Annotated in this window: 12 protein-coding genes; all 12 read left to right on the forward strand. The window is 33.9% G+C overall.

From position 1 onward, the window contains the following. Nucleotides 1-130: 130 nt before the first annotated feature. The 12 genes from refZ to BN2144_RS10500 all read left to right on the forward strand — a co-directional run bounded on the left by refZ (nt 131) and on the right by BN2144_RS10500 (nt 12,413). Nucleotides 131-757 carry a forespore capture DNA-binding protein RefZ gene (refZ, locus tag BN2144_RS10445; RefSeq protein ID WP_033828177.1) on the forward strand — a complete coding sequence of 209 codons (627 nt, stop codon included), beginning with the start codon at nt 131-133 and terminating at the stop codon, nt 755-757. A 195-nt stretch (nt 758-952) separates the two neighbouring features. Then, nucleotides 953-2,659 (forward strand): septation ring formation regulator EzrA, encoded by a 1,707-nt coding sequence (gene ezrA, locus BN2144_RS10450; RefSeq protein WP_033828178.1) that lies wholly within the window; start codon nt 953-955, stop codon nt 2,657-2,659. A gap of 127 nt (nt 2,660-2,786) precedes the next feature. Further along, on the forward strand, nt 2,787-3,932 hold the full coding sequence (locus BN2144_RS10455) for a cysteine desulfurase family protein (protein ID WP_033828179.1): 1,146 nt from the start codon (nt 2,787-2,789) through the stop codon (nt 3,930-3,932). 1 nt (nt 3,933) lies between these two features. Then, nucleotides 3,934-5,139, forward strand: a complete 1,206-nt coding sequence (gene thiI, locus BN2144_RS10460) for a tRNA uracil 4-sulfurtransferase ThiI (RefSeq protein WP_033828180.1) — start codon at nt 3,934-3,936, stop codon at nt 5,137-5,139. A 173-nt stretch (nt 5,140-5,312) separates the two neighbouring features. After that, nucleotides 5,313-5,516, forward strand: a complete 204-nt coding sequence (locus tag BN2144_RS10465; RefSeq protein ID WP_033828181.1) for an alpha/beta-type small acid-soluble spore protein — start codon at nt 5,313-5,315, stop codon at nt 5,514-5,516. 186 nt (nt 5,517-5,702) lie between these two features. Then, complete coding sequence (gene sppA, locus BN2144_RS10470) at nt 5,703-6,710, forward strand: signal peptide peptidase SppA (protein ID WP_033828182.1); 1,008 nt, start codon at nt 5,703-5,705, stop codon at nt 6,708-6,710. 14 nt (nt 6,711-6,724) lie between these two features. After that, nucleotides 6,725-7,363 (forward strand): RDD family protein, encoded by a 639-nt coding sequence (locus tag BN2144_RS10475; protein WP_082195204.1) that lies wholly within the window; start codon nt 6,725-6,727, stop codon nt 7,361-7,363. Nucleotides 7,364-7,764: 401 nt separating this feature from the next. Then, the gene (locus BN2144_RS10480; protein WP_230199780.1) at nt 7,765-8,454 is read left to right on the forward strand and encodes a DUF2953 domain-containing protein; all 690 of its coding nucleotides are present in this window, start codon (nt 7,765-7,767) and stop codon (nt 8,452-8,454) included. Between the two features lie 16 nt (nt 8,455-8,470). After that, nucleotides 8,471-8,941 (forward strand): GerW family sporulation protein, encoded by a 471-nt coding sequence (gene ytfJ, locus BN2144_RS10485; protein WP_033828184.1) that lies wholly within the window; start codon nt 8,471-8,473, stop codon nt 8,939-8,941. A gap of 275 nt (nt 8,942-9,216) precedes the next feature. Next, nucleotides 9,217-9,717, forward strand: a complete 501-nt coding sequence (gene tpx / locus BN2144_RS10490; RefSeq protein WP_033828185.1) for a thiol peroxidase — start codon at nt 9,217-9,219, stop codon at nt 9,715-9,717. 121 nt (nt 9,718-9,838) lie between these two features. After that, nucleotides 9,839-10,837, forward strand: coding sequence for a class I SAM-dependent methyltransferase (locus BN2144_RS10495; RefSeq protein WP_033828186.1), 999 nt, complete (start codon nt 9,839-9,841; stop codon nt 10,835-10,837). Between the two features lie 388 nt (nt 10,838-11,225). Further along, nucleotides 11,226-12,413 (forward strand): acetate kinase, encoded by a 1,188-nt coding sequence (locus BN2144_RS10500; RefSeq protein WP_033828187.1) that lies wholly within the window; start codon nt 11,226-11,228, stop codon nt 12,411-12,413. Nucleotides 12,414-12,656 lie beyond the last annotated feature (243 nt).

Below are 12,656 nucleotides of genomic sequence, written 5' to 3' on the forward strand. Positions count from 1 at the left end.
GAAAACTTGTCGATAATTTTTTAAAGGATGTCAGATAATGAAAGCGAATAATTAATAATATGTAGAAGATTTCTATTTTATGATGAATCATGTGGTCGACTTATATAAAACGATATAAGGAAGTGGGAGAATGAATCATACATTAAGAACCAAGGAAAAAATATTTCAAGCCGCCTTATCTGAATTTAATGTAAAAGGATATACTGGAACGTCAATACGAGAGATAGCTACTGCCGCCGAAATGAATGTATCGACAATTTCTTACTATTTTAAAGGCAAACACGGTTTACTTAAATTTGCATTTATCTCTTTTTTTGAACCATATATACATATTCTAGAAGATTGTTTATTGAAATATGAAAGAGATTCAGCTACAATTTGTTTAAAAAACGCAATTATACAATTAATGGATTACCAATATCGACATTTTGAATTGGCTCGCTTTGTTTGGCGAGAAGTTTCTATTGATTCTCAAATTGTTCGTGAGACGATGACAACTTATTTTAGAAAAGAAAGGTATTTATTTCAGACGATTATCGATAAGGGGATAAAAAATGGAGAATTTAACAAAGTCCCTATTGGAATTATAATGACACAATTAAAAGGAATCATGACAATGCCTTTCTTAAACTCAATATATACATCTGAAGTGTGGAATATTTATTATCAAGAACGGTTTTATTTAAAAAAGTATAAGGAGCAAATTATCCACTGGATTGACTTTTACTTATCGAACAAAAAAGTAGAGGCAGTTTGAAGAGATGAATTTTTTTAATGGGTCTAACCCATTTTTTTTATGCTATATTTTATAGTTGGAATATTTTTGGGTAAAATCTAAAAAAAATTGAAATTTATCGTCAAAAATTGTCGTTATCATGGTATCATATAAGCATTAGTAGGATTTTATAATATATTTCATATAGATAGTTTTTGGTTTGACAGGGGGCATACGATGATATCCATCATAATTGGCATTATTTTACTACTTATTGTTTTATATATAATTGGTTATTTTGTAAAACGAAAACATTTTACCTATATTGATCGACTTGAATCATGGAAGATTGAAATAATGAATAGGCCAGTCCTTGATGAGGTGTCAAAAATTAAGCAACTAACAATGGCTGGGGAAACAGAGGAATATTTTGAACGTTGGCGGGTAACTTGGGATTCGATTGTAACGGAACAATTACCAAGTGTGGAAGAAGCACTTTATGAAGCAGAAGATCTTGTTGAGAAATACCGATTTTCTAAAGTAAAACAAGTATATACAAAAATAGAAAATGCGTTAAAAGAAGCTGATGTCAAGATTGATGAAATGGTCTTGAATTTGCGGGAAATTGTCGATAGCGAAGAAAAAAATCAAGAAGATATGGCTAATATTCATGAACAATATAAAAAGCTGAAAAAAGAGTTATTAGCTCACCGGTATGCCTTTGGGAAAGCAAGTGGCAAGTTAGAGGAAAATTTAGCACATGTGAATGAAACGATTGAACTTGTTGAAACGGAAACAAATAATGGAAACTACCTTACAGCAAGAGCAATTGTATTGGATCTTAATAAAGACATTGAGCTTCTCAAAGTGAAAATGGAAACAATTCCACTTTACTTAAATGAGTGTCACCACGTCATTCCTAATCAATTAAAAGAAATAAAAAATGGTATGGAAGAAATGATTGAAGAAGGATACCAATTAGAACATTTAGGAATTGAACTAGAAATTCATAAAATTGGGGAAATGGTTCAATCGTATGTTCAGTACGTTGAAAATGGTGATATTGATGGAATTGACGATGGGCTGAAAGCGATTAAGGAACAAATTGAAATTATGTACCAACTTCTAGAAGAAGAAGTTTCATCGAGAAAGTTTGTACTATCGAACCGTCCACATATCGAAAAGTCATTAGAAGATGTCACGACAACAAATGAGACATTAAAAGGTGAAGTGGAGCTTGTCAAAGAAACGTACCATCTCTCAACAGAAGATGTAGATTTGCTAAATGAACTACAAGATAAAATTTCAACATTGAAAAAAATGTCGGAACTTCTACTTAAGGAAGAAGCTTTATCGACAGCCGCCTATTCAGTTGTAAAGGATAAAGTGGAAGATATTCTTGAAATGATTAAAGATATTGAAGAAAAACAACAAACACTTACTGAATCATTACAAGCACTTCGGAAAGATGAGTTTGAAGCACGTGAAAAAATTACTCACTTGAAAAAACGATTCCAAGAAACAGCTAGAAAAGTGGAACGTAGTAATATTCCAGGGATTCCAAAAGAGATTGAAACATTGTTTATTGAGGCTCACCACGCTATACAAGACGCTCTAACATCATTAGAGGAAAAACCTTTACGAATGCCCTTAGTGCAAGATTCATTACAAAAGGCTGAAGGTCATGTAGATGAAATATATAAAAAAGTAGAAGAAATGATTGAAAATGTATACTTTATTGAAAAAGTTATACAGTATGGGAATCGCTATAGAAAAAAATATCCACAAATTCACAAGCGTTTAGATATTGCAGAGGAAGCGTTCAGGCGTTATGATTATACTAGTGCTTTAGAGGAGGCGGCAGCAGCAGTAGAGGCCGTAGAACCTGGTGCAATTAAGAAAATTGAAGAAATGATTAATGAAGAAATTAATCAAGAAAACTAGTCATTGCTGAAATTTTGAGGTAAGTCATGTAAATAAGCATAAAGGAGTCACCCTGTGTGATTTCTTTTTTTGTTTGCTATTATTTGTCTGATATAATGAGAGAAAAAAACAGGGAGGGTGAGTACGTTTGATTTATTTCGATAATAGTGCGACAACAAAGCCGAAAAAAGAAGTCTTAGATACGTTCGTGAAGACAGCAGGAAACTATTACGGTAACCCTTCTTCCGTGCACCATCTAGGTTTGCAAACAGAAAATTTATTAAATCAAGCTCGCCAACAAATCGCATCACTTTTAAACGTTGATGATCAAGAAGTCATTTTTACATCTGGTGGAACAGAAGGGAATAACTTTATATTAAAAGGTATAGCGGAACAATATCGAAATCGTGGAAAACATATCATCACAACGATGATTGAACATCCATCTGTTTTAAATACATGTCAACAATTAGAAAATAAAGGATATGATATTACTTATTTGCCTGTTGATCAAAATGGTCAAGTCCGTGTAGAAGATGTCCAATGTTCGATTCGTGAAGATACCATTCTTGTTTCGATTATGCATGTAAATAATGAAGTTGGTTCAATTCAACCGATTGAGGCAATAGGGCGGATGTTAAAAAACTATCCGAAGATATTATTCCATTCAGATTGTGTTCAAGGTGTGACAAAAGTACCGCTTGATTTACACGAAAGTATGCTTGACTTTGCAACCATTTCCAGTCATAAATTTCATGGATTGAAAGGAACTGGGGCAATTTATATGCGAAAAGGCTTGAAAATAGATCCGCTATTATCCGGTGGTGGTCAAGAACGGGGGTTCAGAAGTGGTACCGAAAATCTTCCCGGCATTGTAGCGATGGCAAAGGCTTTACGTCTTAGTATGTTAGATTATGAAACGAAAGCATTTGAGATGGAAGAGATTCGTAATTTATTAATAAATGGGATAGAAGCAATTGATGGATTAACAATGAATACACCAAAGAACTACTGTGCACCCCATATTATTAACTTTTCTGCATATCAGTTTAAAGCGGAAGTGCTTGTTCATGAGTTGGAAAAACATGGTTTATATGTCTCGACAACAAGTGCTTGTTCTTCTCGAACGAATGAACCGAGTAAAACAATTCTTGCCATGGGATTAGGCGAAGAACGGGCGTCTACTTCAATTCGTATGAGTCTGTCTTATGAAAACACACGGAATGAGGCGATAGAGGCCCTAAAGATAATCGAACAAAGTATAATGAATTTAAAACCAGTAATGAGGGGATAACATGATATATGATCAAATATTAGTCCGTTACGGAGAAATTTCAACAAAAGGAAGAAATCGTAACCTTTTTGTTGAAAAGTTAAGAAAGAATGTCCAATATGTTCTTCGTGATTTTCCAAATATAAAAATAAAAGCGAATCGTGACCGGATGTACGTTCTTTTAAACGGAGAAGACTTGGAAAAAATATCTGAACGATTACAACATGTGTTTGGCATTCAATCATTTAGCCCTGTAATTCGAGTTCAAAAAGATATTGAAACAATAAAAGAGAGTGCATTAAACTTGTTTCAAAAACTCAATGCACAAGGAAAAACATTTAAGGTTCAAACGAGAAGAGCGGATAAAGAGTTTCCATTACATTCGGGAGAACTGAATCATATTTTAGGTAGCCATCTTCTCCAAAATATTGATGATTTATCGGTTGATGTACATCATCCGAATCTTGAATTAAAAGTAGAAATTCGAAAAGATGCAGTATATTTAACATGTGAAATGATAAAAGGTGCAGGCGGTCTTCCTGTTGGTTCAAGTGGGAAAGCGATGCTCATGCTTTCAGGAGGAATCGATAGCCCTGTAGCGGGTCATTTAGCGATGAAACGTGGTTTGTCGATTGAGGGAGTGCATTTTTATAGTCCACCATTTACAAGTGAGAGATCAAAGCAAAAAGTAATTGACTTAAGTAAGAAATTAGCAAGAGTAAGTGGACAATTCACTTTGCATATTGTCCCATTTACTGAATTACAACAATTAATTTATGAAAAAGTCCATGAAAATTACGCAATGACAATTATGAGAAGAATGATGTTAAGAATTACTGATGAAATTCGTAAAAAACAAGAAGGATTGGCGATTGTGACTGGAGAAAGCTTAGGACAAGTGGCAAGTCAAACGTTAGATAGTATGTATGCGATAAATGAAGTGACGAATACACCAGTTATTCGCCCACTTGTTACAGTTGATAAAAATGACATTATTCGTATTGCCGAGGAAATTGATACATTAGAGATTTCAAATCGACCATATGAAGACTGCTGTACAATATTTTCACCAGCACAACCGAAAACAAAGCCGAGAAGAGATAAAGCAAATTCCTATGAAACGCATTTTGACTATGAACCACTTATCCAGAAGGCTGTTGAAAATATTGAAACAATAACATTATTTGCACAAGAAGAAGATCAAAATGAATTTGCTGACTTGCTCTAAATCTAAATAATGTTGGATTATTCTAAAATCAGAAGGAATATCCCCACTTCAAACAGATTGTCAAGTCGTTAAGTGGAGGATTTTTAACGATTCTAGAAACATTTACCTATCCATGTGATGAATGAAACCTTCAAATTCGACACACTATAATAGCACAAGGAGGTGAACATCACATGGCAAACAACAATAGCAGTAACCAACTTCTTGTACCAGGAGCTGAGCAAGCTTTAGAACAAATGAAATACGAAATTGCTCAAGAGTTTGGTGTGAACTTAGGTGCTGAAACAACTTCTCGTGCTAACGGATCTGTTGGGGGAGAAATTACGAAACGCTTAGTTCAAATGGCCCAACAACATATGAGTGGACGTTTTTCATAATAAGTAAATAATATATGGCTTATGGGCGGAGATAGAACCTCCGTCCTTTTCTATTTCAAAAATACGATATGATATACATGGTAATTAACAACTATTTTACCTACAAATGGGAAAATAATTCGTGTATAATGATTTTTGAGAAGTTTTTGGGGATTATTTTTATATAAAAGAATTGGGGGTTTTTATGTGAACGGAAAACGTTGGGCTGCCCTTGGAATTGCAGCTGTTTTACTTATTGTTTCCTCAGGTGTTTCTATTGTTAAAACACTGTTTTCTGATGGACAAGAATCATTTACAAATTTTATGTTTCCAAGTACAGATTTTACAGAAGAAGTTATTGAAGATGGAAATCCAATGAAGAGAATTGTCGTTTTAGATGTAGAAGGAGTTATTCAAGATACAGGTGATACAAATTCTTTTGTAGATTCTGCAAGCTATAATCATAGAAGGTTTATGGAAAAATTAAAGGCTATTGAAGAAGATAGCTCTGTTCGCGGTATCGTTTTACGTGTGAATTCACCAGGTGGCGGTGTTGTCGAAAGTGCAGAAGTTCATGACAAGCTAGTGGACATTATTAAAAAAAGAAAGAAGCCAGTCTATGTTTCCATGGGTTCAATGGCAGCATCAGGGGGTTATTACATTTCGGCACCAGCTACAAAAATATTTGCGGCAAAAGATACAATGACTGGATCTCTTGGAGTCATTATGGAAAGCTATAATGTTACAGAACTAGCGGATAAGCTTGGCATTGATACAATAACGATAAAAAGTGGTCCACATAAAGATATTATGAGTTCGACAAGGAAAATGACCGAGGAAGAAAAGAATATTTTACAAGAAATGATTAATAACGCATATGGAGATTTTGTAAAAGTCATTTCAGACGGTCGTGGGATTCCACAAGAAGAAGTTCGCAAAATTGCTGATGGACGGATTTATGATGGTCGACAAGCAAAACAATTAAACTTAATTGACGAATTTGGTTATTTAGATGACACAATTGCAGCGATGAAAAAAGATAAAAAGTTAAAAGATGCCCAAATTGTCCGGTTTGTTGATGATGATTTTGGTTTCGGTTCACTTTTTGGTGTAACTGCGAATAAATTAATTGGAAAAGATTCGAGTACGAAGGCATTAACTGAATTACTATCATATCGAAACTCACCAAGATTAATGTATCTTTACGCTGAATAGGAGGGAGTGGAGAAATGAATAGAGACGATGAACAACGTACAGAAGAAAATGTTCATAATGAAAGACCATTTTCAGAAGATCAAATACGTACGAATCATACAATTGTTGATTTAGAAAAAGAGGCCAGTACTTCTAATCAACAGAACTTAGAAGATAAGGAAACACTTGCAAGTAACCAAACTTTAGAACTAACGAACAATCATCAGCAAGTAGATTTATATGCTTATGCTGGTTTTTGGATACGATTTTGTGCTTACATAATAGATGTGCTAGTGATCGTTTCGTTAAGACAATTAGTGATAAGTCCGATTGTAGGGTTCCTCGGAGTTGAGCAAAATTCGGGTATGTTTTCCGTACAAAATATATTATCGGCACTTGTGTTTTATTTATATTTTGTACTTATGACGAAATATTTTAATCAAACTTTAGGAAAAATGATTTTCGGTTTAAAAGTTATTCCATTAAAAGAAACACGATTATCGTGGCAAACGGTCATTTTTCGTGAGTGGATTGGTCGGTATATATCAGCAACAATAATAATACTATATATTTTCGTTGCTTTTTCACCAAAAAAACAAGGAGTACATGATTATTTTGCAGATACTACAGTTATTCATGAAAACTATCTTCTGAAAAATGCATCGGTCTCATAATAATGATAAAGGCTGTCTATGGGAATTACCTGTAGACAGCTTTTTTAAGCTAATAGGAAAGTATAAATATTCGAATTCTACTTTCTTATACGCATAAGTGCACAAGAAAAGCCCTAGCAGCATTGCCCGCAGCCGAAAAAGCTTTTTTCGCGAACTCTAGTCTCTCTGGTTGCCTGAGGGCTCGACATAAAAGCATTATTTTCTAAATCCCCCCTTCTACCGCATAAGTATCAACAAAGTATTCCTCTATAGTAAATAGATTTCAGACAAAAATATGTCAATCAACTTCGACAGTAAATGGGAAATGCTCGACAGTAACAGGTGAAACTCTTTTTTTCAAATATTGGGTTTATTTTCCTACCAGTCTGACGATAATAGAAGGCTGAAAGGTTGTGGAAAATATGACTTTTTTAAAAGTTTTTTTTGTGAGTTTGGTTATCCTTATTGTACTTATCCTTTTCCTATTTGTTGTTGCTATTTTTACAAGGATCAAAATTGATACGACGTATAAATTTCAACCTCATGAACAAAGAGCCACCATATTTATTAAAGCTTTCTTCGGACTTTTTCGGTATCGAATCGAGATACCATCAGAAAAACTGAAAGCTAAAAACGAAATACAATCCAGTAAACATGATGAGGGAACTGGCCAACACGATGATGAGGAAGATTTATCCTCGTTTGAACCAATTAAACAGGTCCTTCATCATATTCACGAATTATATGATATTTTAAAAGAATTTTTTAAAAAAGTGCGTATTGTTGAATTTGAATGGAAATCAGCAATTGGTACTGGTAATGCTGCTTCAGCTGCTATCATTGCCGGTGCTGGTTGGGCTTTTAAAGGCAATGTGATTGGTATCATAAGTAATTATTTTTCATTAAAAGTTTATCCAAAACTAGAGATCACTCCAGTTTTTAACCGAGCCACTTCAGAAACATATTTACGATGTATGATTCAGGTGAAGGTAGGGCATGCTATTTTAGCAGGGATAAAATTATTAAGATTTTGGAAGAAAAATGTATCAAAGAATTCATCTAGTCCTAAACCTATAAAAAATGGACCAACAGGTGAGGAACAATCTATATAATTTAGGAGGGATTAAAATGTCTGATCATCCAATTAAAGGCCTGATGACGACAGCAATGGAAAATTTAAAAGACATGATTGATGTGAACACAATCATTGGGGATCCAGTAGAAACACCAGATGGTAGTGTTATATTAACTGTTTCAAAAGTTGGTTTCGGTTTTGCTGCAGGAGGATCACAGTTTTCTGTAGATGAGACAACGAAAGAAAGTGAATTACCATTTGGCGGAGGGAGCGGTGGTGGAGTTTCCATAACACCTATTGCATTTTTAATTGTAAATAGCCAAGGGGTAAAAATGTTACATATTGACGAAAGTACACATTTAGTGGAAAAAATACTAGACCTTGCTCCAAATGCAATTGAAAAAGTTCAACAAATGATGGCAAAAAATCAATCGGGTCAAAATAAGTCTAATCAAAGTTCTAGTCAAAACAATCAGTCGAATAACAGTAGTAATTCTAATCAAAAACCTGATTTCAATATTTAATTGGAATTGAAGGAGCTTAAAACATGACTAAATTTCAACATCAATTTTTCCACAGATTTTTGTAGGAAAAACAATATATAATGGAAAGGGAGGTTGCCATCATATAACGGTAACCTCTTTTTTCCCTTAATCGATAGGATATCCATAGAAAAAATTGAAAAAGATAGTATGTACAAAGTCTAGAAGTTGCAAAGCTTTGAACAGTATGTATATGATAATAATTGTAGTTTACATTTAACATGTACTGAATTGAATTTAATTGGAGGTAGATTAATTTGACACAAGTTACATTTGGCGGAAAACCAGTTACTCTAGTAGGTAATGAAATAAATGTAGGTGATATAGCACCTAATTTTACAGTGCTAGCAAATGATTTAACGGCAGTAACGTTGGAAGATAGTAAGGGACAAGTACGACTTATCAGTGTTGTTCCATCTATAGACACAGGTGTTTGTGATGCACAAACGCGACGCTTTAATGAAGAAGCAGCAAATCTTCCAGGTGTTAAAGTCTTAACAATCAGTTGTGACTTACCGTTTGCACAATCTCGTTGGTGTGGAGCGAAAGGGATTGATCGTGTACAAGTGTTATCCGATCATCGAGATCTTTCTTTTGGTGATGCATACGGAGTTCATATGAAAGAATTACGCTTATTAGCACGATCTATTTTTGTAGTCGATTCAACTGGAAAAGTGACCTATAAAGAAATTGTCAGTGAAGTAACAAACCATCCAAATTATGAAGCCGCAATTGAAGCAGCGAAACAAGCGAAATAAACGTTGCTTTACCAATTAACCTCGGACCTTAGTCGAGGTTTCTTTTTTTCACGGGTGATTGTTATTTAGTCAAGAATTATATAAAATAGATTGGAATAAGCACGAATTAGGAGGATCTGTATTGAAACAAACATTAACCCCTGTTGAATTATTATTTAAAACATTTAACGAAACAACTGAATTACTTATGAATGAATTGGATTGCACATATTTAGAGGCGTTAGCTGAAACCGGTGAAAATATTTTTCAAGATAAAGTTTTACAAGAAGAATTAAGTGAAATGGCAAAAAAACGGTTAGAAAAATACTATAATGATTTGTCATGTAACAGTTATTCAAAAGAAGATATGCGTAAAGCATTTCAACTTGCTTGCTTAAAAGGAATGCGAGAAAATGTTCAACCAAATCATCAAATGACGCCAGACTCAATAGGTATTTTTCTTAGTTTTTTAATGAATAAATTTATGGAAGGAAAAAATTCATTTACCTTATTAGATCCAGCTATTGGGACAGGTAATTTAGTCACAACGATGATAAATTACTTACCAAATTATGATATTGTTGCATATGGTGTTGATGTCGATGATGTACTAATTAGACTTGCCTACGTAAGTGCTAATCTTCAAGAACATCCAATTCAACTCGATTGTCAAGACAGCCTAGGCCCATTGTTAATTGACCCGGTAGATGCGGTTGTTTGTGATTTACCGGTTGGTTATTATCCTGATGACGTTCGAGCTAGTGAATACGATTTAAAAGCAGATCAAGGACATTCATATGCACATCATCTTTTTATTGAAAAAAGTTGTGAACATACAGTTGATGGTGGTTATCTATTTTTCATTGTCCCAAATAATCTATTCGAAAGTCCAGAAGCTCCAAAACTTCATTCATATATAAAAAAACATTTACATATACAGGCTCTCCTTCAATTACCAGATTCGATGTTTAAAAATAAGGAAGCAGGAAAAAGTATTTTAGTTTTACAAAAGCAAAAAGAAGGAGTTAAGCCTCCTAAAGAAGTATTACTCGTAAATATGCCTTCATTAACAAATAAGCAACAAATGGAAGTTATTATGGGAAAAATAAATCTTTGGTTTGAAGAAAACAAGGCTCTTTAACATAAAGTTAAAGGGCTTTTGTTAGCTAATAGGAAGGCTCTTGCAGCATTACATCAATACAGAAAAACTCTCTTTCTTTTTGGAAAATACGGTTCTTTGGTTGCCTAAAGTCTCTAGCGTCCCTCAGTTTTCTTTATGGAAAAAATGGTAAAACTACTTACAATTACATCTGTATTTTTCTTTTTGTAGGGCTTGTGTTGTTAAAAAATTCACAATAAAATTACTTTGTGAATTAGCTGGTAAATATTGAGTAAAATGATTGTCAAAAGGCTTCTATAGTGGTTTAATGAAGGATGGTATGTATTTGTAAAACGTTTCACACACAAATGGTTTCTTATGAACTGTACATAATAATTTTTAGAAGGACATATAGTTAGGAGCGAATGAAATGTCAAACATTTTAGCAATTAATGCAGGAAGTTCATCATTAAAATTTCAATTGATTGAAATGCCAGCAGAAAATGTAATAACAAAAGGACTTGTTGAACGTATCGGTCTAAATGACGGTATTTTCACAATATCTGTAGGTGATGAAAAGGTTAAATTAGTTCAAGACATTCCTAATCATGAAGTTGCTGTTCAATTATTGTTAGATCAACTAATTTCCACAGGTATTATTGAATCCTTTGATGAAATTGACGGAGTTGGCCATCGTGTGCTTCATGGTGGAGAAACGTTTGCAGACTCTGTACTTATTACAGACGAAGTATTAGCTGAAATTGAAGAATTAATTGACCTTGGACCGTTACATATGCCACCAAATATTTCAGGCATTAAAGTGTTCAGGAAAATATTACCAAATGTGCCGCAAGCAGCTGTTTTCGATACAGCTTTCCACCAAACAATGCCAAAAAGTTCATATTTATATAGCTTACCTTATGAATACTATGAAAAATATGGTGTTCGTAAGTATGGTTTCCATGGAACGAGTCATAAGTACGTTTCACATAGAGCGGCTGAAATGCTTGGCAAACCAATTGAAGAATTAAGACTTATCTCTTGTCATTTAGGTAATGGTGCAAGTATTACCGCTGTTCAAGGTGGTAAATCCATCGATACTTCAATGGGCTTTACTCCACTTGAAGGAATTACAATGGGTACTCGCTCAGGAAATATTGACCCAGCCATTATCCCATTTATTATGGAAAAAACAAATCAAACGGCAGAAGAAGTTATTGATGTGTTGAATAAAAAGAGTGGTTTATTAGGAATTACTGGTTTTTCTAGTGATTTACGTGATATTGAAGAGGCAGTTAAAGAAGGAAATGAACGTGCTGAATTAGCATTGACAATTTTTGCTAATCACATTCATCAATATATTGGTTCATATGCAGCACAAATGAACGGGGTAGATGCAATCATTTTCACTGCTGGAATTGGTGAAAATAGCTCAACTGTTCGTGAACGTGTCCTCCGTGGATTAGAATTTATGGGTGTATATTGGGATAAAGAATTAAATGAAACACGTGGTGACGAAAGATTCATTAGTTATCCATTCTCACCTGTTAAAGTAATGGTCATCCCAACAAACGAAGAAGTTATGATTGCAAGAGACGTTGTACGATTAGCAAAATAAGTCAGTCATATCAAGGACTACTTGGTTAGCTATTAGTAGAATTTTCGTCAACAACTTTTTTCCATGTTTTTACTTGTAAATGTGGAAGGAGGTTGTTTTTTTTGGGTAATGTGATTTTCAGGATTTTAGGTTTATACTGAAAATATAATAAAGCTTCTAAATATAAAAAAAGGCAATACTAAGCTAACTGGTTTCGATTCCCAGAAAATGGTAACTGGCAGTGTTTATCCCTGTTCCTTTTAC

Origin of the sequence: Bacillus andreraoultii (genome assembly GCF_001244735.1) — a bacterium.
Classification (GTDB): Bacteria; Bacillota; Bacilli; order Bacillales; family Caldibacillaceae; genus Caldifermentibacillus; species Caldifermentibacillus andreraoultii.

Bases quoted from the DNA above. Each gene is read 5' to 3' on its own strand.
- refZ (WP_033828177.1), top strand. From the start codon at position 131: ATGAATCATACATTAAGAACCAAGGAAAAAATATTTCAAGCCGCCTTA.
- ezrA (WP_033828178.1), top strand. From the start codon at position 953: ATGATATCCATCATAATTGGCATTATTTTACTACTTATTGTTTTATAT.
- thiI (WP_033828180.1), top strand. From the start codon at position 3,934: ATGATATATGATCAAATATTAGTCCGTTACGGAGAAATTTCAACAAAA.
- BN2144_RS10465 (WP_033828181.1), top strand. From the start codon at position 5,313: ATGGCAAACAACAATAGCAGTAACCAACTTCTTGTACCAGGAGCTGAG.
- BN2144_RS10475 (WP_082195204.1), top strand. From the start codon at position 6,725: ATGAATAGAGACGATGAACAACGTACAGAAGAAAATGTTCATAATGAA.
- BN2144_RS10480 (WP_230199780.1), top strand. From the start codon at position 7,765: ATGACTTTTTTAAAAGTTTTTTTTGTGAGTTTGGTTATCCTTATTGTA.
- ytfJ (WP_033828184.1), top strand. From the start codon at position 8,471: ATGTCTGATCATCCAATTAAAGGCCTGATGACGACAGCAATGGAAAAT.
- BN2144_RS10500 (WP_033828187.1), top strand. From the start codon at position 11,226: ATGTCAAACATTTTAGCAATTAATGCAGGAAGTTCATCATTAAAATTT.